The 23,077-nt window shown below is 57.2% G+C and carries 25 protein-coding genes and 1 tRNA gene; 13 read left to right on the forward strand and 13 right to left on the reverse strand.

All coding sequences use genetic code 11. The features are described from left to right. Nucleotides 1–41: 41 nt before the first annotated feature. The 3 genes from RBB31_RS12840 to mgtE form a co-directional block, all read right to left on the reverse strand. Entirely contained in the window at nucleotides 42–515 is a 474-nt protein-coding gene (locus RBB31_RS12840; RefSeq protein WP_306129700.1) for an OsmC family protein, read from the reverse strand. A 78-nt stretch (nucleotides 516–593) separates the two neighbouring features. After that, entirely contained in the window at nucleotides 594–1,151 is a 558-nt protein-coding gene (locus RBB31_RS12845; RefSeq protein ID WP_306129701.1) for a 5-formyltetrahydrofolate cyclo-ligase, read from the reverse strand. Then, entirely contained in the window at nucleotides 1,148–2,584 is a 1,437-nt protein-coding gene (mgtE, locus tag RBB31_RS12850) for a magnesium transporter (protein ID WP_306129702.1), read from the reverse strand. Before mgtE ends, RBB31_RS12845 begins: the two co-directional genes overlap by 4 nt. 129 nt (nucleotides 2,585–2,713) lie before the next feature. On the opposite strand from mgtE, the gene guaD reads away from it, so the two are divergent. The 6 genes from guaD to RBB31_RS12880 are packed head-to-tail and all read left to right on the forward strand — an operon-like array spanning nucleotide 2,714 to nucleotide 6,848. Continuing rightward, complete coding sequence (gene guaD, locus RBB31_RS12855) at nucleotides 2,714–4,000, forward strand: guanine deaminase (RefSeq protein WP_306129703.1); 1,287 nt, start codon at nucleotides 2,714–2,716, stop codon at nucleotides 3,998–4,000. 52 nt (nucleotides 4,001–4,052) lie between these two features. Then, nucleotides 4,053–4,313 (forward strand): hypothetical protein, encoded by a 261-nt coding sequence (locus RBB31_RS12860; RefSeq protein ID WP_306129704.1) that lies wholly within the window; start codon nucleotides 4,053–4,055, stop codon nucleotides 4,311–4,313. Further along, a complete protein-coding gene (mobC, locus tag RBB31_RS12865; protein WP_306129705.1) occupies nucleotides 4,310–4,666 on the forward strand; it encodes a plasmid mobilization relaxosome protein MobC in 357 nt (118 codons plus the stop codon). Before RBB31_RS12860 ends, mobC begins: the two co-directional genes overlap by 4 nt. After that, on the forward strand, nucleotides 4,621–5,946 hold the full coding sequence (locus tag RBB31_RS12870; protein WP_306129706.1) for a relaxase/mobilization nuclease domain-containing protein: 1,326 nt from the start codon (nucleotides 4,621–4,623) through the stop codon (nucleotides 5,944–5,946). Before mobC ends, RBB31_RS12870 begins: the two co-directional genes overlap by 46 nt. A gap of 53 nt (nucleotides 5,947–5,999) precedes the next feature. Beyond that, nucleotides 6,000–6,326, forward strand: coding sequence for a hypothetical protein (locus tag RBB31_RS12875; RefSeq protein ID WP_306129707.1), 327 nt, complete (start codon nucleotides 6,000–6,002; stop codon nucleotides 6,324–6,326). A 48-nt stretch (nucleotides 6,327–6,374) separates the two neighbouring features. Then, a complete protein-coding gene (locus tag RBB31_RS12880) occupies nucleotides 6,375–6,848 on the forward strand; it encodes a hypothetical protein (protein WP_306129708.1) in 474 nt (157 codons plus the stop codon). Here RBB31_RS12880 and RBB31_RS12885 read toward each other — a convergent pair. The 7 genes from RBB31_RS12885 to RBB31_RS12915 form a co-directional block, all read right to left on the reverse strand. Continuing rightward, nucleotides 6,840–7,802, reverse strand: coding sequence for a hypothetical protein (locus tag RBB31_RS12885; protein WP_306129709.1), 963 nt, complete (start codon nucleotides 7,800–7,802; stop codon nucleotides 6,840–6,842). The genes RBB31_RS12880 and RBB31_RS12885 overlap by 9 nt on opposite strands. Further along, nucleotides 7,799–9,316 (reverse strand): type IV secretory system conjugative DNA transfer family protein, encoded by a 1,518-nt coding sequence (locus RBB31_RS12890; protein ID WP_306129710.1) that lies wholly within the window; start codon nucleotides 9,314–9,316, stop codon nucleotides 7,799–7,801. The genes RBB31_RS12885 and RBB31_RS12890 overlap by 4 nt, the downstream gene beginning before the upstream one ends. 86 nt (nucleotides 9,317–9,402) lie before the next feature. Beyond that, a complete protein-coding gene (locus RBB31_RS12895; RefSeq protein WP_306129711.1) occupies nucleotides 9,403–9,696 on the reverse strand; it encodes a hypothetical protein in 294 nt (97 codons plus the stop codon). 289 nt (nucleotides 9,697–9,985) lie between these two features. Continuing rightward, on the reverse strand, nucleotides 9,986–11,020 hold the full coding sequence (locus RBB31_RS12900; protein ID WP_306129712.1) for a hypothetical protein: 1,035 nt from the start codon (nucleotides 11,018–11,020) through the stop codon (nucleotides 9,986–9,988). A gap of 33 nt (nucleotides 11,021–11,053) precedes the next feature. After that, complete coding sequence (locus RBB31_RS12905; RefSeq protein WP_306129713.1) at nucleotides 11,054–12,478, reverse strand: nucleotidyl transferase AbiEii/AbiGii toxin family protein; 1,425 nt, start codon at nucleotides 12,476–12,478, stop codon at nucleotides 11,054–11,056. Then, nucleotides 12,475–13,386 carry a nucleotide-binding protein gene (locus tag RBB31_RS12910; protein WP_306129714.1) on the reverse strand — a complete coding sequence of 304 codons (912 nt, stop codon included), beginning with the start codon at nucleotides 13,384–13,386 and terminating at the stop codon, nucleotides 12,475–12,477. Before RBB31_RS12910 ends, RBB31_RS12905 begins: the two co-directional genes overlap by 4 nt. Next, nucleotides 13,379–13,663 (reverse strand): hypothetical protein, encoded by a 285-nt coding sequence (locus tag RBB31_RS12915; RefSeq protein WP_306129715.1) that lies wholly within the window; start codon nucleotides 13,661–13,663, stop codon nucleotides 13,379–13,381. Before RBB31_RS12915 ends, RBB31_RS12910 begins: the two co-directional genes overlap by 8 nt. A 212-nt stretch (nucleotides 13,664–13,875) precedes the next feature. Between RBB31_RS12915 and RBB31_RS12920 the strand changes: the two genes are divergently transcribed. Then, on the forward strand, nucleotides 13,876–14,766 hold the full coding sequence (locus RBB31_RS12920; protein WP_306129716.1) for a hypothetical protein: 891 nt from the start codon (nucleotides 13,876–13,878) through the stop codon (nucleotides 14,764–14,766). 3 nt (nucleotides 14,767–14,769) lie between these two features. On the opposite strand, the gene RBB31_RS12925 is transcribed toward RBB31_RS12920, so the two are convergent. After that, nucleotides 14,770–15,525 (reverse strand): hypothetical protein, encoded by a 756-nt coding sequence (locus RBB31_RS12925; protein WP_306129717.1) that lies wholly within the window; start codon nucleotides 15,523–15,525, stop codon nucleotides 14,770–14,772. Between the two features lie 217 nt (nucleotides 15,526–15,742). On the opposite strand from RBB31_RS12925, the gene RBB31_RS12930 reads away from it, so the two are divergent. Beyond that, on the forward strand, nucleotides 15,743–16,057 hold the full coding sequence (locus RBB31_RS12930; protein WP_306129718.1) for a hypothetical protein: 315 nt from the start codon (nucleotides 15,743–15,745) through the stop codon (nucleotides 16,055–16,057). After that, the gene (locus tag RBB31_RS12935) at nucleotides 16,054–17,619 is read left to right on the forward strand and encodes a recombinase family protein (protein WP_306129719.1); all 1,566 of its coding nucleotides are present in this window, start codon (nucleotides 16,054–16,056) and stop codon (nucleotides 17,617–17,619) included. Before RBB31_RS12930 ends, RBB31_RS12935 begins: the two co-directional genes overlap by 4 nt. On the opposite strand, the gene RBB31_RS12940 is transcribed toward RBB31_RS12935, so the two are convergent. After that, nucleotides 17,598–17,682 (reverse strand) — tRNA-Leu (locus RBB31_RS12940). The genes RBB31_RS12935 and RBB31_RS12940 overlap by 22 nt on opposite strands. 163 nt (nucleotides 17,683–17,845) lie before the next feature. Between RBB31_RS12940 and RBB31_RS12945 the strand changes: the two genes are divergently transcribed. Next, a complete protein-coding gene (locus RBB31_RS12945) occupies nucleotides 17,846–18,343 on the forward strand; it encodes a Hint domain-containing protein (RefSeq protein ID WP_306129720.1) in 498 nt (165 codons plus the stop codon). Between the two features lie 37 nt (nucleotides 18,344–18,380). Here RBB31_RS12945 and RBB31_RS12950 read toward each other — a convergent pair whose 3' ends face one another. Further along, nucleotides 18,381–19,925, reverse strand: a complete 1,545-nt coding sequence (locus RBB31_RS12950) for an NAD(P)H-hydrate dehydratase (RefSeq protein WP_306129721.1) — start codon at nucleotides 19,923–19,925, stop codon at nucleotides 18,381–18,383. A 168-nt stretch (nucleotides 19,926–20,093) separates the two neighbouring features. Between RBB31_RS12950 and RBB31_RS12955 the strand changes: the two genes are divergently transcribed. The 3 genes from RBB31_RS12955 to RBB31_RS12965 all read left to right on the forward strand — a co-directional run bounded on the left by RBB31_RS12955 (nucleotide 20,094) and on the right by RBB31_RS12965 (nucleotide 22,954). Further along, nucleotides 20,094–20,432: a P-II family nitrogen regulator gene (locus tag RBB31_RS12955; RefSeq protein ID WP_306129722.1), complete on the forward strand. Its 339-nt coding sequence runs from the start codon at nucleotides 20,094–20,096 to the stop codon at nucleotides 20,430–20,432. Between the two features lie 37 nt (nucleotides 20,433–20,469). Continuing rightward, complete coding sequence (glnA, locus tag RBB31_RS12960) at nucleotides 20,470–21,876, forward strand: type I glutamate--ammonia ligase (protein ID WP_306129723.1); 1,407 nt, start codon at nucleotides 20,470–20,472, stop codon at nucleotides 21,874–21,876. A gap of 172 nt (nucleotides 21,877–22,048) precedes the next feature. Beyond that, nucleotides 22,049–22,954 (forward strand): hypothetical protein, encoded by a 906-nt coding sequence (locus RBB31_RS12965; protein WP_306129724.1) that lies wholly within the window; start codon nucleotides 22,049–22,051, stop codon nucleotides 22,952–22,954. Nucleotides 22,955–23,077 lie beyond the last annotated feature (123 nt).

Here is a 23,077-nt window from a genome sequence, read left to right on the forward strand (position 1 = left end):
GCTTGACCCGGGACCTCCCCAGCCACCGGCACCGCCCGGCCTCAGACCGCCATCACCTCATAGCGCGCCTCGTAGACAATCGGAAACGCCACTGACCGCGCCACGAAACAGACCTCGTGAATCCGCCCATGGATCGCATCCGCCGCGTCAAGATCCGTCCCCTCCGGTACGATGATCACCGGGCGCAGTACAGCCCGTGTGAAGCGCCCCTTGCCCGACGGCTCGACCTCCGCCTCGCCAAGGGGGTCGTCGACATATCCCTGCACCGCAATCCCGGCGTCACTGGCGTAATGCAAATACCACAGCATGTGACAGGCGCTTACAGTCGCCAGCAGCAGATCCTCGGGATTGTGCAGGACAGGGTCCCCGCCCAGCATCGGATCGTTCGAGCAAGCCACCATCGGCTTGCCCGGCGTCTCGATGTTCCACGTCCGGTCGTACCCCTTGTAGGTCCGGGTGCCATCGCCCCGGTTGCCGGTCCAGACCACCTTGGCGGTATAGTTATGGCTCCCCATGAGTGTCTCCTTCCGACAAACGCGCGAGCTTTGCCCGCGATTACCAGTATCAATCAAGACGCCGGGTAAGCGCGCACTTCAGAACGCAATCACCTCTTTTTCCGTCACCACCATGTCCAGCGGCTGATCCGTGGCCTCCAGCGGCAGCGCCTCGGCCTCCTGCGCCGCAAAGGCGAACCCGATGGCCAGCGTCGGCCGCCTGCTCCTGAGCAGTTCAAGCGTCCGGTCGTAGAACCCACCGCCATAGCCCAGACGCCCACCGATGCGGTCGAACGCCACCAATGGTACGATCAGGATTTCCGGTTCGAAGAAATCATCCACCTGAGGCACCTTTGCCCCGAACGGCCCGTCGCGCAGCGGGCCGCCCGGCTCCCAGCGTGAAAACTTCAGCGGCTTGCCCTCGCCTTCGATCACCGGCACACCGACGGGGCCATGCGCCGCCGCCTCGGCCATGGCCGGCAATGGGTCGATCTCGGTACGAATGGGCATGTACCCCGCCAACGGCACACCCCGATACCCGGCCAGCACGCCGGACAAAAGGCCCGCACCGGCTCCACCCACCGCGTCGAACGCCGCCTTGCGCCGCGCAAACGCCGCCTTTCGCGCCGCCGCCTTCACCTCGGCCAGATCGCTCACAGCAGCACCACCGCCGCAAGGCCAAGGAATGCAAAAAACCCGACCACATCCGTCACTGTCGTCACGAACGCGCCCGAGGCCAGCGCCGGGTCCACGCCCACCCGGTCAAGCACGACCGGAATGACCGTGCCCGCCAACCCGGCCATCACCAGGTTGATCACCATCGCCGCGCCTATGACATAGCCCAGTTCCGGCCCGCCGAACCACAGCACGCCCACGATTCCCATCACCACGGCAAAGATCACCCCGTTGACCAGCCCCACGAGCACCTCGCGCCGGATGAACCGCCACACGTTCGATCCCGTAAGATCCTTCGTCGCGATCGCCCGCACCGCCACGGTCAGGCTCTGCGTCCCCGCATTGCCGCCCATCGACGCCACGATCGGCATCAAAACCGCCAGCGCCACGATCTGCGCGATCGCCGCCTCGAACTGCGCGATCACCAAGGACGCCAGGATCGCCGTCACCAGGTTCACCGCCAGCCACGGGAACCGCCGCTTCGTCGTGCTGATCACCCGGTCGCTCAAGCTGCCTTCCTCGCTCACACCGGCCAGCCGCAGGATGTCTTCCTCGTGTTCTTCGTCCAGCACCGCCATGGCGTCGTCGATGGTGATCACGCCCACCAGCCGCTCGTCCTCGTCCACCACGGGCGCGGAAATCAGGTGATACTGGTTGAACGCATACGCGACGTCGCCCTCGTACTGCTCGGCGGGGATGACGTGAAACGTGTCCTCCACCAACGAGCTCAGCATCACCTCGCGCCGCGACGCCATCAGCTTGCCCAGGGTCACGTTGCCCACGGGTTTCAGCCGCGGGTCCACCAGCACGATGTGATAGAACTGGTCCGGCAGGTCGTCCTGGTTGCGCAGGTAATCGATCGCCTCGCCCACGTTCCAGTGCTCGGGCGCCATCACCACCTCGCGCTGCATCAGGCGCCCGGCGGAGTACTCGGGATAGCTCAGCGACTGCTGCACCAGCGTCCGGTCGCTGTCCTCCAGCACGCCCAGGATCGCCGCGGCCCGCTCTTCCTCCAGATCCTCGACCAGGTCGACCACGTCGTCCGATTCCAGGTCGCGCACCGCGTTGGTCAGAACCTCCGGCGCCAGGATCGAGATCACCTCCTCGCGGATCGACTCGTCCAGTTCCGTCAGCACGTCGCCCTCGAACTCGTGCCCGTAAAGCTCGATCAGACGGCGGCGGTCGAAGGAATTGATCTGTTCCAGAAGGTCGGCGATGTCGGCGGGGTGGAACGGCTCCAGTTCCTGCCACAGCATCGCCTGGTCGCCGATATCGACCGCATACATTATCCGGCCCACGGATTTCTGATTCAGAACATAGGCGCTGTCCTCGCGCTCCGGTTCCCGCTCGGGTTCGGGAACCTGCACGGATTCGCGCTCATCGGTCACGTCGTCCTGCTGCTTTTCCTCGGTCATCGCGCGCTCCCCGGTTTCGGACTTTATGTAGGACAAAGCGCGGGCAAATCACAACGCGATATGCAGGATTTACGCCACCGTCCGCGACTTCTATCCTGCCGCCGACCGGCAGCAAGGACCCAGCCCCGCATGATCCCCCCGCGCATCCTGACCGGACAGGTCCTCTGCTTCACCCGATCCCCGCTCGAGGGTGACCCGGCCACCGCCGCCCGCATCGACGAGGCGGTCCTGATCGAGAACGGCCACATCACCCGCACCGGCGCCCTCTCCGAGCTGCGCGCCGCCGCCCCGCAGGCTAAAATCGAGCGCTACGATGGCCATCTCATCTCGTCCGGCTTCATCGACGCCCACGCGCACTACCCCCAGACCGGCATCATCGCCAGCTGGGGCAAACGCCTGCGCGACTGGCTGGAAACCTACACGTTTCCCGAGGAAATTCGCCTTGCCGATCCCGCCTATGCCCGCGATATCGCCAACCGCCACCTCGACCTGACACTGGCCAACGGCACCACCACCGTGGCGACGTTCTGCACCTCCCACGCACACAGCGTGGACGCCTTTTTTCAGGCCGCGCAGACCCGCAACCTTCGCGCCGTGGCGGGCAAGACCTGCATGGACCGCAACGCGCCCGCCGCCCTGCTGGACACCGCCCAGTCGGGCCACGACGACAGCGCCAGGCTCATAGCCCGCTGGCACGGTACCGGCCGGCTCACCTACGCCATCACACCACGCTTCTCTCCCACCTCGACGCCCGACCAACTCGCCGCCCTCGGCGCGCTCTGGGCCGAACACCCCACCTGCCTTATGCAAACGCATCTATCAGAGCAGGTCGAAGAGATCGCTTGGGTCAAATCCCTCTACCCGGACGCGCGCGACTATCTGGACACCTACGAAATCCATGGCCTTCTCGGCGCCCGCGGCCTCTACGGGCACGCCGTCCACCTCACTCCCCGCGAGCGCGCCCGCCTGGCCGAAGTCGGCGCGGCGCTCATCCACTGCCCCACCTCCAACACCTTCATCGGCTCCGGGCTGTTCGACCTGGCCGCGCGCATCGCTGACGGCCACCGCGTGGGTCTCGCCACCGACACCGGCGGCGGCTCCTCGTTTTCCATGCTCCGCACCATGGCGGCGGCCTACGAGATCGGCCAACTGACCGGCACCGCCCTGCACCCCGCCCAGCTCTGGTGGCTGGCCACGGCGGGCAGCGCCGACGCCCTGCACATGTCAGACCGCATCGGCACCATCTCCCCGGGGATGGAGGCCGATCTCGTCGCAGTAAACCTCGCGTCCACTTCGGCAATTGCCCAGCGCGCGGGCACCGCAGAGGATGTATGGCAGGCGCTCTTTCCGACGATCATGATGGGCGACGACCGCGCCATCGCACAGGTCTGGATCTTGGGAGAACCGCAATCGTAGGGTGCGGTTCAACCCCACCGTTCCGGCGCCAGCCGGTAAAGGAAAATGCCTGGTGCTGAACCACCCCGGATTCAGCGCACCGCCCTGTCGCATCGCGGAAATTGGTGCAGCAACACCGATTAATTTAGAACAGTTTGATTTCGAAAATCTGTTCCAAGAATTGCATGATTGGGAGCTTGTTCTCAACGCTGATCAGGAAGTTGCCCACAGGCTTCGCTGCTTCGACGATGATCAAGAGACGGATGAGCAAAAGACAGATGAAAGCACGAAAGATACACCTGTCTTTCAGACGCGCAGGGGGCCACGCCGATGAGCCGCCCTGCCCCATTTTCATTGCGTTTGACCGATGAAGAACGCCAGAAACTTGAAGCGCAGGCCGGTGCGATGCCGTTGGCCTCCTACATCAAGTCTGTCGTTCTCACTGATGACGCCCCGCGCTATCGCAAGCGGCGAAAACCGCCTGTCGCCGAGCAAAGGTTCTTAGCCGAGATACTGGCGCGTCTGGGTCACTCGCGTACGGCCAATAACCTCAATCAGATCGCCAAGCATCTGAACCAGGGCACGCTGATGATTGATGAAGAGCTAGAGCGTGATCTGCAACAAGCCGTGGTCGATGTGGCATGGATGCGGGCGACATTGATGGAAGCCTTGGGGATCAAGCCATGATCCTAGTTGGATCGCAACGCTCCGGTGCAATCGCTTTGGCCAATCACCTGATGAATGAACGAGACAATGACCATGTCACGCTCGTAGAGCTACGCGGTTTTATAGCGGATGATCTGCATGGGGCGCTCAAAGAAGCTCATGCGATATCAAAGGCGACGAAATGTACGCAGTATCTGTTCTCGCTGAGCCTCAACCCACCGGCAGATCAGGACGTGCCGGAACAGGCGTTTCATGATGCGGCAGATGGTATCGAGAACAAACTCGGATTAGAGAGTCAGCCACGTGCCATCGTTTTTCATGAGAAGGAAGGGCGTCGCCACGCGCACGTCGTCTGGTCTCGCATAAACGTTGAGACCATGACCGCTATCAATCTACCGCACTATAAGACAAAGCTCCGCGACATGGCTCGTGGGCTTTTTCTAGATTACGGCTGGAACTTGCCGGATGGCTTGGCGACCTATGGGAACAAGAACCCGCTCAACTTCACTTTGTCGGAGTGGCAACAGGCAAAACGGCAAAAGCTTGACCCACGCGAAATCAAGCAGGCGTTTCTAAAGGCCTGGGAAAATTCTGATAGCCTGAGCGGTTATAGGAATGCCCTCGAAGAACGTGGGTATTTTCTCGCTCGTGGAGACCGGCGCGGCTTTGTCGCGCTGGACTTTGACGGAAACACCTACGCAGTTGCCAAGTGGTCAGGTGTCAAAGCCAAAGATGTGAAAACCAAACTTGGCTCGCCAGACAATCTGCCATCGGTCGATACAGTAAAGCAAAGCATTCGGACACGGCTCTCGCATCACCTCCGGGATTTCATTGCCGAAACCAAACAACGCCATGTCAGCGAGCTTAGACCTATGCTGCAAGATCGCGACAATCTTGTTCAATCGCAACGTATCGAACGTCAGCGCATGAAAGACGGGCAAGCTGAACGTTGGCTGCGAGAGGCTAAAGAAAGACAAGAGCGCTTTAACACTGGCCTGCGAGGTGTCGTGGACCGGCTGACAGGCAAACGCCGAGACATTGGGACGCAAAATATCCAAGAGGCACTCGCCTGCCATAGACGGGATCAATCGCAACGAGACCGCATGGCGCTTGCACACATTAAAGAGCGACAGATCATGATGCGCGATATGAATGCGCTTAAGGCCCAACAGCAAAGAGAAAGGCGGGCTTTGGCACAAGATATCCGCAATCACTTGAGGCTCGTGCAAGGCTTCCAAAAACGCCTGGAGTCGACATGCCAAAAGAGAACACGTGATCGTGGTCCAAGCCTAACGCCGTGAGCTAAGGATATGAAAGAATGTAAAAACCCAAAATTTTTTGGTATACTTTTACAATGGAGAGCGAAAAATGGTGGGACTACTTCGATGAAGAACCCTACGAGAAAGTTGGTCGAAAAATCAAAGGCGTGTTCGAACACGAAATGACCGTCTGTCTTGCCAGAATTTCATGGGCGTACCTAGATTGGCTCGAAGAAAACAGTGGAGCTAAAATCTGGAAGTTCTTTATTGATAACGAGCTTGCTCACCGTCCAGATATGACGAATTTCGATGATTGGATGGAACAAGCAGTGTACGGCACCTTCCTTCGTCGTGAAAAACGCGGTGAACCACGCCCTCCATGGTGCCCACCTGCTGATCCTAAAGATTTCGTCTTCATCTAAACGCAAATTGATACTACTCCCCCAGAAGTCACCAATGAGGTCGACGAAGTGTCTGACGAAGACAAAAAGAAAGCGAATGCGGAGCCAAAGCTGAAACCGGCAGACGGAGTTGACAGCTCACTACCTCCCGCCGGTCATATTGGACGCAAGGTCTCGGGACCATCGGTACCCGGTCTCGGCACCAGTACGAGAGTTGTTCACCTGACGTTGGAGGTTGAGACTGAAGCATCGGATCAATACCCAGAACCCACTCCTGAAGAAAAGCGTGCTGCGTATTTGGAGGGTCTGCCAGAAGACACCGTATTCGTCGTCGAAACGGGGGATGAAGCCATAGATCAGGAGTGCGCCGAACGGGGCGAGGTTGTGGTCTCCGAAGACGAGAAAACTGCACTGCAAGCCGCGAAGGAAACCGCTTCCAAGGATGAAATTTCCGCCAGTGACTTTGCAAAAGCGTTCAAACGTGCCGCTGCGAGAAGCGCCGAGCTTGACCACGACAAGTCCAAAGGACCTGACCTAGAGTAGCTCGATTTTGCGACCTGCCGCGGGATCATGAACACGTTTCGGCGGCGCACCAACGCTGCTGATGATCTCGTTCAACCAAATCACGATCTCATTGGCATGATAGCTATTGACCATGTATTTGAGGTCTTCACCCCAAGCGCCGTATGCCAAGCGTAGTCTTGAAACCCCAAAGCGATCATCCGTAATATTCGCTTTTAATTCTGCGGTTTTCGACTTGTAGCCCACCAGCAATCCGCCAGCAAAGGTGCGATCAAAAAGAGCGTCACCATAGCGAATAGTGTTCGGTGTGATCGTCACTTCAACCTTTGGTCTATTCGCAAAGTAGCTCCAGATTGCAGCTGTAATCAGTAGGCCAAACATTACAACGCTTCCCCAGATACTTGCATAAATGGCTGGTTCCGCTTCAAACTCGTACCAAGGCAGCGAGTTTTCATAGACCTTAAAGCCAATCAAGGCTCCTAAAGGCATTAACAGGAACGCCAGCACAGAAAGTGTCAGCGGGGCGAACCAGCACCAAAAGTGGATCACTGATTGAACCCGTACAACGGCCTTTTCTTCTGTCATCGAAACAAGAGAGGTGCCGACTGGAGACGTTCGAGGCTCAATCGCACCAACCAAGGACTCTTTTTCCCGTTCGCTGGCGGTGCTTGTGATCGGTTCTTCGGTTTCGGTGACCAGTGCCGCTTGCGCCTTTGCCTTTTGGTCCGAGAGATCATCGCGTTTGGAGGAACGCGCTTCGTTTCCGTAGAACCAGGCCAGCCTTTTGACGCGTGATGCCGCCCAGAATGTGATTGGGAAGGAGGCAAGAAATATAACTGGCCCCGTCCGGAATAACCCGTCGATTAGTCCACCTAAAAGAAATCCCGCCAACACCAAGCCAGCTGCGGTCCCGGTTGTTTCGAGCGGCCTTTGGCTCAGGTTTCGGCCCAGGCGAAAGAGAAAACCTTGCATCATGGCTTTGACCTCATGTCATCGAAGCTCTTATCCGTATAGGGCACGCGCTTCAGGAAGATCGGACTGACCCCCGGATAGATGATCAGCTGGTTGCCGGATTGCCGAGAGAAGAATGCCGCCACTTCGTCAGGCATGAGCAACGGCGTACCGTCGATACTCCGCGATTGACCTGTAAAGCCGGTTGCCGCTTGCTGAACACTCTGCTCGCTTTGCGAGATTTTGAGCATGGCGGACTGCCCCAACCGCTCGGAGATGTATTTGAGCGACCCCATGTCGTTGAGGCCGAATGTCTGGAAGATAGAGGCATTGCCGAGGAATGTCTCCCAACGGTCGCCGTAGATATCCTTCATTTGGGATAAGTCTTGAAAGAAGGACCAGATGCGTACGCCAAATCCTGCAATTAACCCGGCGGCGGTTTCCAAAGCCTTCATGTGTCCCAGTACGTGCATCTCATCGAGGATCATCAGGGCCGGTGTCTCAGGGACTTGCGGGTTCACCTCAATCGCATTCATCAATCGGTTAATGAAGAGACGAAAGAAGCGCGCGTGTCTGTGCAGCCTGCCTGCGGGAAGGCATAGATATACGGATTGCCCGCCCATCTTCCACGTTTGAAGATCGGGCGTCCGTGTACCTCCTGCCAACGTTCGTGTCATAGGCGGCGATGAGATAAACCCGATCTGGTTTTGGATCGTGGACATGACACTGCCAAACTCACGATCCCCAAGGCTCAGCAGCATCGAAGCTGCCTCATAAGGAATGCCGTAGGCAAAATCGGGGCGCGCCGCCATCAATCCGTTCAGCTCATCAAAACTTAGATTCGGATCATTCACATCCGGGATCGATCCGTCCTTATACTTGTTGGGATCAACAGGAACGCGCGGCGCAAAGATCAGTCTTTTGACTTCATTCAGTGACTTGTCCTGGATCGCGGTATAAGCAACGACAAAAGCGATGTATCCCCGCAAGGTGAGACGCGCCGCATCATAGAAATAACGGTTGTTGCTACCACCCTCTTCGACAACCAAAGCATCGGCAATCGCATCACATTCATCTATGAAGTCGTCACTGTCCGGATCAAGGCCAGCAAGAGGATTGAATCCGGCGCGGTACGCATCATCGACATTGGCGACACCGAACGGATCAATGACACAAATGTCCTGACCCATGCCGCCCTGGTCTATACCTCGCCCTTTCCCGCGTCGCTCTGCTGTCAGCGTCGCGTTCTCGCCCTTTGGGTCGAGCACCAGAACGGAACCCGGATAGAGGAAAAGGTTCGGTATTATCGACGACGTCCCCTTACCCGTCCGCGATCCGGCGATGGTCAACAGATGGCGGTTGTCGCTCAAGCCAATAGCTTTGTTGTTGGCAGCGCCGAGAAAGACTTTACCTGTCTCGTAAGCCCAATTCGGATGAGAGCTGAGCTCTTCTGGATCAACCCAGAGTGCACGAGGCGCTGTGTCTTCTGAGCTGTCTGTGCTTGGTAGACCGCGCGGGAGGTTGTCGAAGGTAATCATTTGTGCGTGCCTAGTTGCGTGTTGATATACAAAGGGCGGCAAGTGAATGCACCGCCGCCCTCAATTTTGGGGTTTGGTGTCGGGCCTCACATCGCCAACAGGGGCAAGAGCAATATGCCGAGAATGAACAGCAACGCGAGGATTGTTCCGCCATTGGTCGAGCCGCCACCACTGGTGGAGTAACCGCTAGGTGTGGTCACGGGCGTTTTTCGGGGCCGCGCAGCTTGCCCTGCTGCAAATGCAGAATGTTGATGCGTGAACTGGCCATATGTCCCGCCATTCAAGCCAGAAATATAGGCGCTAGTCGCGTCAATTTTTGGGCGAGTGTAGATACCGTCCGTCTCCATGTTGGAATAGATGGGGTCTTGTTTCCATGCCATTTTGATCTCCAATTTCTTGAGTGCGCGGCGGGGTCTCCCGCCGCGCGATGAAAGCAGCTTACTTGCTACCCGACTGGCCCCTGCGGACTGCTGCATCGATTGCGGCTTTGTCAACGTGGTGCAAGCCAGTCGTGTTCACGGTGCCACCTTGGGCACCGACTTGTTGAGCCTGCTGTAGCTGCTGTTTTGTGAGAGTGGTCATGGAATGCTCCTTTGCTGTCTGAGCGTTGCTGGCGACTCGGACAGTAGGAGAACAATATTATTACGTCAATAAAAAGTAAGAAATTTCTTACGCCTTTTGTTTCCTAAAATGGTACATGCGTTTGTTGCGTTCGCGCGCTTGAGCGCGTCTTCGTTCGACTTGTTGTTCCTCGCTGAGATTTTTCACGCGAGCTGATTTTCCAGGCGCCTTAGGCAAAAGAGTGTCGAATTCTTCTGGTATGCCGTGCTTGTACAGTGCTCTGTACAGCGCTTCATCTAGCTGCTTGATGTGAGGTCGTAGGAGTCCCTTGCCGAGCCATTTTTCGTATACTGTCTTGATGAAATCGACTGGTTTCTGGGATTTGTCTGTTCGGTCGCGGTATAGCTTTGGAGCTTTGGATGGGAGGTCGGGCGGGGGAGTATCGTCGACAAGTCCTTCTACGGTGCTCTCAACGAATGCTCTAAATTCTTCCGGGCTTTCACATAGAGTTTCGGCGGCTTCTGCGAACAGAAGCTTGATATTTTGCCTTAAGTATTCTTGCCTAATTTCCTTTTCGTCCAATACTTCCTCGTGGAAGGTATTTTCATTAAAATCATAACCTTCCAGACTTTTATTTAAACATAAGATGGCCTTGATAGTAAAGAATTTTTGAAATGATAGAAGGTTTTGCCATCCATGCTGCTCGATATTTTCCAGAGCCGCGGAGGCTGTTTGGTCACGATTAATGTCAGACTTATGCCATTTTGAAAGTAGCAGGTTGTGCGCAACGCGCTCTGTCGCCACCAACTCTCGAAACCGCAAAACGAGGCTTTCATAATCTTTGTCTGCAACGATTTCTGGGATGCTGTTTCGCGTGACGACCCGTCGTTCAATCTCGGAGAAATCGCCTTCTACATAGTCTTGCTGGTCTCGATGACCGTAAAAAATGTCTTCACTGGCCCATACAGCGCGGACCGCTTTGAAGCCAGTTTTTACCGCATGATCTACTGTTCTACTTACATTGTCCCAGATGAGCGCTTTAGCGTAACCCCCGTAGCGCCGCAGCCAGATCGGCTGCTTCGTTTCGTCGATAAGCGCCGTGACAGAGGTATCCTCAAATACCTTGATATCTTCCTTCGCCATCCAATTCCTCGCGGTTCGTCACCATGTCTTCGGTCAACACCTTGATACAACCTGTTGACTTTTTTGACTAGACTTGGGCCTTCCGACATGGACACCTCTCGCCTTGCCCCATTTATCCTTGTGTCCCTTCAGCGCCAAGCTTGCTGTTTTGCGCTTGAACCTTCTGCCACAGTTAGAGCATTCGATAATTCTTCTAGGGCCGCCATCGTACAAGGACCTACCTATGCGGGTATTGGATCGTCGAGCGGAACTCGAAGAACTACTCCCAAAATAACTTTTTTCAGTTACTTCACCCGCTTTGGATAGCTCGATCTCAAACCTAGGTTCAAACTTCTCGTCTAAGATTTCAGGGTTCAAAACTTTTGGATTGACGAGTGATCGAATGCCCGGTTGCCCAGAAGAGCCGCCCGACCTATCCCATACATAAAAATATTCTCGCGCGTGTCCATCTTGTGGCCGTTTGTATGACAAAGCGTAAGGTTCGACGATCCGCTCGTACCCATCATATTCAATCCTCATAAGGCGAGCGCCGGCTCCAGCTTCCAAAAACAAGTTTCGTTGCTCTGCCGGAAAGAAAGCATTGCTGATGCGATCCGCGAGGCCCGTTGTCGAAAAAATACTATCAATAAAGTCAGAGTAAACGCCTTCAACCTTGTCGAAGTTCATTCTGCTTTGCGCAGGGCATACGATGTACTTGTTCCACGCACCGCGAAAAAACGCCATCGGCAACCCTAAAAGGATTTGTCTAGCCGAACCTGGACTTCTCTCGAAAATAGTCTTCTTCAGAAAAACCCGCGCGATCTCTGCTCTGTCCAATTCAATTTCAGAGTTGAAGAAAGCCGCATAAACAAGGTCATAGAGGTCGTGAGAGTGCCTTCTCTGAAGAAGACACTTCATCTTGCTGGCGATGCTTTCTTCGACTGCGACACACCGCAGTTCTACCTGGCATCTGGAAGCGTCTGAATATGGATGGATGATTGGTACTGAGCTGACTGGCATGTACAGTCTATCGAACTCAGTAACATCCATCCGAACCGAAATTTCCAAGGTACTCTTCGCGCCATAAAAGTCTTCAAAGAAGACCTTTCCTTTGTAAATTTTTCGGTTTGTGTTCTTTCCTAGATTTGCGCGTTTCGCTTCGTGAAAACTATTTCTTTCGGCAACAAAACGAATCCCTGAAACATCATGAGCAACAGCGCAGCAGCTCTCGATTTCACTGGCAAAACGCGCCAAGTCTACAGCCTCAGTAGTGGAAAAATCTAAATCTGAAGAAAATCTCGTGTTAGGAAAGTATGCTTTTCTAAAGCAGTTTCCGCCCTTAAGCACCAATAGTTGCGAAAGGTAGGAATTGTTGTAAATCGCAAAAAGGAGCCAGCCAAAGACGTAGTCTCGTTGAACATTCGAGGTAGTGATCTCAAACTCTTTTGCCTTGGCGTCAATTTCGTCCCGTTCAATCATTGTCGCATCACTTGGTTCCAATCGATGCTCAACCCAGAAGCTTCTAGCTCCCTGGCCAGTGATTGCTTCCAAGCACCAGCACTATCCATGGTTTCCCAAACCACACCGGCAAAATCGCTGGGAATTTCCAGCGTACCTTTCTTAAGCGCACACACCTTATCCCGCCCAAGTTTCCCAATGAAGTAGCCTAATTCAAGCAGTACGTTTTGCCTTGCACGCGGCTCAGTAGTTTCGCTCGACGCAGCACGTCCAACATCGTCGGGGGTGAGCAGAACGATTGCAAAGCCAACGTCAGAGTTTGCTTCGACTTTTTCGATTATGGTACGACCTCTGCTTGCTTGCTCATGAAGAATTATCGCAGAAAGGCCGATTTTCTCCACAAAGCGAGCGACTGTCTCCCTAGCCTCTCCATCATGTCCATGCACGATAAAAACCTTGTTTGACGCCACTGGAATTTTTAGTGAATTGTCGGGATTTCCGTTGCTTTCTACATACTCCCGATAATCTCGAACAAAGGGAACGATGAGTTGAGAAACAAGTTGCTGCACGTCTCTCATGTACTTGTTCGAGTGACTAACGTAGAATTTGCCCGCAAAATGTACTGTCCAATCTGGGTCGGCGCATAGACGTTGGACCAATAGTAATTGGGTTCCTAGTATTTCTCTTTCATCATCGGGCCAAAGTAGCGTTGCACTTCCAATCATTCCCCCTTGGGTCGCTTCGCTTCTCTTGAGAAAGTCTTCTAGATTCAAATCTCGGGTCAACTCGGCATTGATGGACTTAAGCTCGTCGCTCGCGAGTAGCCGGCCGATTTTTGCAAGCGGCCTTGCAAAAGACTGATAGTCAGCTTTTTGCAGATCAAGAACTGCATTGTTCAACTGCCGGAAAAGACCTTTGGTCTCAGTCATCGTCTGCCTCGAGGCGCGCCCGTTCAGCTTCTTCAAGGATCGCCTTACGGGATTCCTCTTTGACCGCGTCGATCAATGGCGCCACCAGCTTATTATTTGCGTAGCGACCTAAACGCTCATCAATCATTTGCTCCGCAGAAGCTATGGCACCGTCGATGCTACCAGGATCATCCGGATCGAAGTTAACCTGCCCTATTTCTCCATCCAATTCTTTTAGGGCTTGCTCGGCTTGTGCTAGCTCTTTCTGCAGTTCGTCTAAGCCTTCAATTTTAAACATGACTAACCCTTTCTAGCTGAAGTTTTTGCATTCATAACAACTATATATAGCGGGATATGGACAATCACGCCACCACATTCTGAGTGAACGTGCCTTAGAGACAAGCAGACAAATCGCAAACACAAAATGGGAAACTCACCTTACGTTTGCGTTGCCAAAGACAGCTTTGCCCCCTCACTTTGATACAAAGCAACTATCAATTTCGTGAGACCATGGAGTTCTGGGCAATCGCCGAACTGAACGGCGACGATTTCACCATCCGCATCGGCGACGGCGTTCGCCCTGCGCTAGCACGTTTGTGGGCAGACGCTCTGGCCGACACAGGCTTCGTTGACGGCATTGGAACCCCCTTCCCCACCGACACCATCGACCCGGTCGATGTGGCTCTGCAATGGCTCACCCAGCATGAGCAGAACCACTTCGATCTCGGGCACTTTGATCTGCTCGACCGCACGGCTATCGGCGAAACCGCCCGCTCCCTGGATTTCTCCATCAGCCAACGCCGCCCGGTTTTGCCGGATCGCCTTACCGTGCTGGAGGGTGCAGATCGCACAAAAGTCGAACCTTGTCTCGAACTGCAGGCCGATCATGATGCTACAGAGTCCGTTCTGGGTGCTTACTCAAAAGACGGCTGGCCGGAGCTGCACGGGCGCATGGCCGCTATCGCGTCGATGATGATGCTGATCGAACGTGAAGATGCGGCCTATGGCGCAGCGATATCAACGCATCCCAAAGCTGCGACGCGCATCTTCCAACTTCTGGGTCATGCGATGGAGATGCCTTTGATTACGGCGCATTTGATCGCTCAAGAAAACAGACGCGATGCTGTCTCACCCGATGATCTGCCCTCAGACGAAGAGCAAAGTGCATTCAATCGCACGGTGATCATTCCGGCCTATTTCGATGCGGTGCATCTGGCCCGGATTGCCGGAGCCGAAAGCATCGCGGCTGATCTTGGGGATGTGCAAAGCTTCTTTGCCGATATCCAGATTGCCAAGCTGTCGAATGCGTCTCGCTCTCCTGATCTCAGCACAACCGGCGCACAGGAATGGGCGGAACTGGTGCGCATCAATGACCAACTCAAAGCCATCCAGGGCCTCTGAGTGTCAGCTTGTGAAGTTGACCTCTAGCACATGCACCTCGAATGCTGCTGCGCCCTGCCCCAGTTGCGCGAGACTTGGCCTGTCCGTTGGCAATGCTTTGTCATCGGACACGATCACCACAAAGCGATGCACCCCGCCATGGTCCAGCTCGACAAGCGCAATGGGATAACCGTCCCGATCCCGCGGCAGGAGCGTTGCGCCTTCCGGGATAATAACTCGGAGACGCCTTTCGTCGTCACCAAGCGGCAGCGGATACCAACTGCCGTTATACCCTTCAAAGGCGACACACTGGCCCTCAAGACGGCTTTCCAGCTCCAGGCAGTAATCCTGCCCAAGGCGCAGCGTCGTCACAGCATGACTGACCGTCTTCGAACGCCTTGCAATGCCCATCGACTTTACAAGCGGGATGACCGTCAGACTGCCTGCAATCGCATGATCCGCAACAAAGCGATCCCAGTCTGACTGGCGGGGGAACCGGAACAGCTCGGGTGCGCGTTTTTGAGCAAAGGCAAAGTGGTGTGTTGCCAGCCATTCATGGATGGACGCCGCCTTGCTCCGTGCAATCTGCCCGCGCCGAAAGTTACGGTGCGGATCGCTGGATGCACTGACAGGCGCATCCTGGGCGGTCTCGACCAGGTCGTCAAAGCGGGCTCCTGTGGCTTGCGCCAAGGCGCGCATGATCCGATAGAGCGCTTGTGTCGGTTCAATGCGCTCTGGTGCGGATGCGTCCATCCAGTCGATCTCGCGCTTATGGTCCATGATCGATTCCTACCCGCAATCACCCGCACCATACCCTTATCCAGCCTGTGTTCTAGCCGCTATCTCCCTGTCTTGTCAGGGGTTTTATCAAGAAACCCTTTGGTAAACGGTCGGGTTTATGGTAGTTTGTTCTATATTTGTTCTCATCGTGTGCCTGCGCACCGAAGATCAAGATCAATCCCATAATACCCGGCCCCGGAGAAAGGAGATGCCAGCCATGTGCCGCCTAAAAGACGCAACCGCGTCCACCCCAACATTGTCCATCGATTGGGACGCTTACCTGCCGTTGTTCAAGGATGAGGATATTCCTGAAGAACAAAAACGCGCCCTGATCGAAACCCTGTGGTCGATCATGGTCGCGTTCGTTGATCTGGGCTTTGGCATTCATCCGTTGGATACCGCCTGTGGAAAGAGCGACGAGGAATTGGCGCAAGCGATAGCCTCTGTGGTATCCTCAGACCACCCCACCGAAACACCATCGCAAAGAGCGGCATCACCCTCGGGCCAAGCCGCCGGAGAGGAGTCCGCATGACAAAACAAACTGCAAAATCCATGACAGAGACAGCCCGGCCTCAGGCGGTGATCTATTGCCGTGTCTCATCCAAAGCCCAAGAGGCCGAAGGGCACGGGCTCAAGTCGCAAGAAACCCGCTGCCGCGAATATGCGGTCGCCCAGGGCTATGACGTCGCCGGAGTCTTCCCCGATACCTTTACGGGCGGCGGCGACTTCATGGCAAGGCCCGGTCTGGTGGCGTTGCTGTCCTTCCTCGATGCCCAACCGGATCAGGACTTCGTTGTGATCTTCGATGATCTCAAGCGCTTTGCCCGTGATACACGCTTCCATCTCGATCTGCGTGAAGCGCTGCGTCAGCGGGGAGCCTCAATCGAATGCCTGAACTTCAAGTTCGATGACTCCCCCGAGGGCGAGTTCATCGAAACCATCATGGCCGCGCAAGGCGCGTTGGAGCGCAAGCAAAACGGGCGGCAAGTGGGACAAAAGATGAAAGCGCGGATGCAAACCGGCTACTGGGTTCACAACGCGCCGACTGGCTACCGCTACAAGACCGTCAAAGGCCACGGCAAGGTGCTGGTGCATGACGAGCCGATGGCGTCACTCGTCAAAGAAGCGCTCGAAGGCTATGCCGCAGGACGCTTCCAAGGCCAAGTCGAAGTGAAGCGTTTCTTTGAAGCGCACCCCGACTTCCCGCGCAGCAAGCATGGCGATGTGAAGCAACAGCGCGTGACCGATATCCTCACGCAACCGCTCTACGCCGGATATATCTGCTCCGAGACTTGGGGGATCGATTGGCTCAAAGGTCAGCATGAACCGCTGATCTCGCTGGCCACCTATGACAAAATCCAGAAGCGCAGAAGTGGCGTGGCCAAAGCTCCGGCGCGTAAGGATATTGGCAAAGACTTCGCCCTACGCGGCTTTGCGACCTGCGGCGATTGCGGTGTCCCTCTACGCTCCTCCTGGCCCAAGGGCGCAAGACGGCACTATGCCTATTATCTGTGTCAGACCAAGGGCTGCGCCAGCTACGGTAAGTCGATCCCGCGTGACAAGCTTGAAGGCGACTTCGGCGAAATCGTCAAAACCCTCCAGCCCGGTCACTCAGTCATGAAACTCGCGACACTGATGTTCCGTGATGCATGGGCTGCACGGCTTGGACAAGCCAAGGCCGCAAGCGAGGCGACCAAGCGGCAGATCGCAGAGACGGATAAGCAGATCGAAAAACTGCTCGACCGGATCATGGCTGCGACCAATGATGCCGTGATCGGAGCCTATGAAGACAAGATCACGGCTCTCGAAAAAACTAAGGTCAGATTGCAGGATTCTCTTGCCAATCGGGCCAAACCAAAGGGGACCGTAGAGGAGTTGCTAGAACTCTCTCTACGTTTCCTCGCAAACCCTTATAAACTCTGGGAAAGTGGCAATATCACACTGCGCAGAACGCTCCTCAGATTGGCGTTTGCGGACCGTTTTGCCTATCATCGTTTGGAAGGGCCTAGAACACCTCAAATAGCCTTGCCGTTTAAGGCTTTGAAGGTGGTCGAAGGAGTGAAAATGAGAAGTGGTGCGGGTGAAGGGACTTGAACCCCCACGCCTTGCGGCGCCAGAACCTAAATCTGGTGCGTCTACCAATTCCGCCACACCCGCATCGAGCCGCGTCTTAGCAAAGCCTGAAACAGGAAGCGAGTGGAATTTCCCGCATCACTGTCCCACCAAATATGCCGCGCCCTTGAACAAAAGGCGCGACATTGACGAAATGTTGACGTATGGTGATGAAAAATTCGAGGCAGAAAACAGAGCGAGATAGCCCATGGAACCGAAAACGGTCGGGGGCACAGGCGGGACCAACCCGTCCGGGGCCAAGGTGCAGGCCAACGGCTTTGCCGCGGGCGCAGTTATAATGACATTGGAAGGCGAGAAGGCGGTGGAAGATCTCCGTCCCGGAGACCGCGTGATCACGCGCGACACCGGCATGGCCATCCTTCGGGACATATCCTCGGCGACCCTGCGCACCCGTGCGATCCGGGTCCAGGCCGGCTCGCTGGGCCACACCCGCCCGGTGCGCGACGTGCTGTTGCCGGCAGGGCAATACCTGCTGATCCGCGACTGGCGCGCCGAGGCGATGTTCGGCGCAAAACGCGCCATGGCACAGGTATCGCAACTGGTCGATGGCGAGTTCATCACCGACGAAGGCGAGGCCGAGATGACGCTCTTCACCCTCGACTTCGACACGCCGCACGTACTCTACGTCGACGGGCTCGAAGTCGCCAGCACGGCCGATATCGCGGCGCTTTCTAAAGCGGCATGACCCTCGCGTCCCGGGCCTGCCCCGGGACTTCGCCCTCTCAACCGAACAGATCCCGAAAAACCTTTGGCAGCTCCTCCGGCAGATCCTCCGCAATCAGCCCCGGCCCAAACGCGCGCGCACACTCAACGTGCAGCCAAGCCGCGGCCTCCGCCGCCTGCATCGGCCCATGCCCCCGCGCCAGCAAGCCGGTTATAAACCCGGCCAGCACATCCCCCGCCCCGGCGGTCGCCAGCCACGGCGCCGCGCGGTCGTACTGCGCGGAATTGATGCTGCACCGCCCGTCCGGCGCGGCGATCACCGTGTCGGCGCCCTTGAACAGCACCACGCAGCCGGCCCGCGCCGCGGCCTCGCGCGTGGCGTCCACCTTGGAATAGGCCGGACCTTTCACCGGCGTCGCATTTAGCTTTTCTGCAATATCGGGGAAAAGCCGCGCAAACTCGCCCCCGTGGGGCGTCAGCACGCAAGCTTTGTGAAGCATCCCGAACAAATCCTCGGGTTCCTCGACAAACGCCATCAGCGCATCCGCATCCATCACCGTAGGGCGGGGTTTCACCCCGCCTTGCCCCAACGCAATCGGCACAAGCTCCCGCGCCCGCTCGACGCCCATCCCGGGCCCCAGACAGAGCGCGCTCAGCCGATCGTCCTTCAGCACCTCCGCCAGCCCGTCGCCCCCCTCGATCCGCGACAGCATGATCGACGTCACCTGGCAGGCCACCTCCTGCTGCGCGCTCGGCGGCACACCGAGGCTGACCAGCCCCGCTCCGATACGCAGCGCGCCCCGCGCCGCCAGTCGCGCGGCACCAGTGCGCCCTGCGCCGCCGGTCAGGATCAGGGCGTGACCGTGTCCATATTTGTGCGACGTCGCCGCCTTGCGCAGTCGGCCACCGCCCCCCTGGCCCACCAATCGCACCGCCCCTTCCGTCGCGGCAGCACGAGAGAGCCCGATACTCTTGACCACCAGCTTTCCCAACTGTTGCGCGCCCCGCGACAGGTAATGGCCCAGCTTGGCGTCGTGAAAACTTACCGTCAAATCGGCGGTCGCAAAGGTGCCCATCGCGCGGCCGCTGTCGGCGCATAGGCCCGAGGGCATGTCCACCGCCACGGTTCGAATATGCCTTACTGCACGAAATCCATCGAACGCCGCCAGGACCTGCGCAAGCTTTCCTTCCACCGGGCGCGAAAGCCCTGTTCCGAACACGGCATCCACGAACAGGTCGGGTGTTGCCCCATGCGCGAGGTCACGACTCATGTCTGCAACCGCCCCCATCTCCGACCACCGTTCGTAGTTCACCCGCGCAGCCGGCGGCAGCTTGGCTGGGTCACCGTAGAGATACACCTCCACCTCCCAGCCCCAGTCCTTCAACAGCCGCGCCACCACGAACCCGTCGCCGCCATTGTTCCCCGGCCCGCACAACACAACGGCCCGGTGCGGCGCCTTTGCCAGCTCCGGCCATTCCTCGAACACGGCTTCGACCACGCCGCGTCCGGCGCGTTCCATCAACTCCAGCCCGGTCACCTCGCCCGAGGCAATGGCAGCCTCTTCGATGGCCCGCATCTGCGCTGCCGTCAGCAATTCGGTCATTCCCGCTCCATAACGATTCATTTTCGCACAAAACTCAGGCATATTGCCCAAATTTTAATCACGTGATTGGATCACCCTGCCGCAACTCCGCCCAAACCCCCTATCCGATTGTGCCGCGTTACCAGAAATGATCTGCAAATCCCGCAAGTCAGTCGGAGGAGTCGACCCATGAAAAAAATCGAGGCGATCATCAAGCCCTTCAAGCTCGATGAAGTCAAGGAAGCGCTTCAGGAGGTGGGTGTGCAGGGCCTCTCGGTGATCGAGGTCAAGGGCTTCGGCCGCCAGAAAGGCCACACCGAGCTTTACCGCGGCGCCGAGTATGTCGTCGACTTCCTGCCGAAGGTGAAGATCGACGTCGTGCTGGACGACGATCAGGTCGACGCCGCGATCGAGGCTATTGTCGATGCCGCAAAGACCGACAAGATCGGCGACGGCAAGATTTTCGTCAGCCCCATCGAACAAGCCATCCGCATCCGCACCGGCGAATCCGGTTCGGACGCGCTTTAAACCTACACTTGGAACCAAAACGAAGGGATCAATGGACATGAGCGCAAAAGATCTGCTCAAGACGATCAAGGACAAGGAAGTCGAGTATGTCGACATCCGTTTCACGGACCCGCGCGGCAAGTTGCAGCACGTGACGGTCCTGGCCGATCAGGTCGACGAGGATTTCCTCGAGGAAGGCTTCATGTTCGATGGCTCGTCCATCGCGGGCTGGAAATCGATCGAAGCCTCCGACATGAAACTGATGCCCGACACCGCGTCCGGCTACATCGACCCCTTCTATGCGGAAACCACGATGTGCCTGCACTGCTCGATCGTCGAGCCCGATACCGGCGAATCCTACGAGCGCGACCCGCGTGGCACCGCCGAAAAGGCCGAAGCCTACCTGAAGTCCAGCGGTCTCGGCGACAGCGCGTTCTTCGGTCCGGAAGCCGAATTTTTCCTGTTCGACGACGTGCGGTTCTCCAACTCGATCAACAAGGTCTCCTATGAGGTCGACGCGATCGACGCCTCCTGGAACACCGACACCGAGTACGAGATGGGCAACATGGGCCATCGTCCGGGCGTCAAGGGCGGCTATTTCCCGGTGAACCCCACCGACGAGGCACAAGACATCCGCTCGGAAATGCTCTCGACAATGAAGCGCCTGGGCATGAAGGTCGACAAGCACCACCACGAGGTGGCCTCGTGCCAGCACGAGCTTGGCCTGATTTTCGACAGCCTGACCAAGCAGGCAGACGAACTGCAGAAATACAAGTACGTCATCCACAACGTCGCCGCCGCCTACGGCAAGTCGGCCACGTTCATGCCCAAGCCCATCGCGGGCGACAACGGCACGGGGATGCACGTCAACATGTCGATCTGGAAGGACGGCAAGCCGCTCTTCGCCGGTGACAAGTATGCCGACCTCAGTCAGGAGGCGCTCTACTATATCGGCGGCATCCTGAAGCACGCCAAGTCGCTCAATGCGTTCACCAACCCGTCGACCAACAGCTACAAGCGTCTGATCCCGGGCTTCGAGGCTCCCGTGCTGCGCGCCTATTCGGCCCGCAATCGCTCGGGCTGCGTCCGGATTCCGTGGACCGAGTCGCCGAAAGCCAAGCGCGTCGAGGCCCGCTTCCCCGACCCGTCGTCGAACCCCTACCTGTGCTTCGCGGCCCTGTTGATGGCCGGCCTCGATGGCATCAAGAACAAGATCGACCCGGGCGAGGCGATGGACAAGAACCTCTACGACCTGCCCGCCGAAGAGCTGGAAGGCATCCCGACCGTCTGCGGCAGCCTGCGCGAAGCCATGCAGGAGCTTCAGGCCGATCACGAGTACCTTCTGGCCGGTGACGTGTTCACCAAGGATCAGATCGAGGGCTACATCGAGCTCAAGATGGAAGAGATCGAGACCTACGAGCACACGCCGCACCCGGTCGAATTCGGCATGTACTACAGCTGCTGATTGATCAGTCGGCTGAGATGCAAACGGGCGCCCTTTCTGGAGGGCGCCCGTTTTTTTGCGCATATTACTGTGAAAAGCAGCGGCATGACCGCCAAAACAGGCGGATATCCGCTCGCCCCGGCACAGCGCCCAATTGGTTCCACATTTGAAACACACTGATTTCACTTACGAGATGAAAGATTGGTTAAGTGCGGAAACAACCGGGGTTTGTAAAATGCCTGATACTGAAAATCACATCATGGCGGGGCTGGTCTTTACCGAGGAGAAGCGTATCGACCTACTGGATATGGCCACCCGCACAGTGAAAACCTTGAGCGGACTCTGCCAGGATGTCCGGTCGCTCGGATTGCTTACTGAAACGGTCGCCGGGATCGAGACCGCGCATTGCCGCATCAGCCTTACGCTAAGCCGGAATGTCCTCCTGCCCGGTCTTGCACGGCCGGCGAGTGTCGTGTTGCGGATCGACGTCCAAGGCCTTGAGCATGCGTCGCCCGACACCGGTCCGGCGATCGACGCCGTTCTGGCCCGCGTTGCGATCGAGCTCAGTGACCACCTTCGTCCGCCGCACCTGCAGTGGGTCGAGCAAGAGGCGCTACTGTCGGCCGCCGATGTCACGATGGCCTGCGAGCTTGCCGCGCATGATACGCCCGCGAACGACACGCAGAAGGACCAGGCGTTGCGCGCCCGTGCCGCTCTGACCAGGGTCGAGGATTTACATACCAAATTGGATGAGCGGCTGGCACGCATGCCCCCGCCAGCGGTGCATTTCCTGCCCTCAAAGGTTTTAATCGACGTGTCCGAGGGCATCATCGAAGACACGCCGGAGATGATCGCCCCGTCCATCGAGAACATAGCCGAGGAGACCGATCGCCTTCGCCTGTCGGCCTGGTTTCTGACTTTCGCGGTGGCCTGCTTCGCACTGCCGGTCGGGCTGACGCTGGTGATAATCAATCTGGTGAAAGGTGAAAACCTGCGCCTCGCCGGCCAGGCGGCGGCACTGTCGGGGCTTTTCGTGTCGCTTCAGACAAGCGGCGCAACCGCCGCCGCAGCGCAGGTGGTTCAGACTGTTCTGCACTGACCTGCTGCCTCCCGACGCGGCTTGACGAAAAACAAGCTCGGCCTTTGGGGAACGGACGCGCCCGATCGGCCGTTTCTTACCCCGAGGGGCGGCGTTCAGTCGCCCGTTCGAGTGTGTCGAACG

The organism is Roseovarius sp. MMSF_3350, assembly GCF_030733425.1.
Classification (GTDB): domain Bacteria; phylum Pseudomonadota; class Alphaproteobacteria; order Rhodobacterales; family Rhodobacteraceae; genus Roseovarius.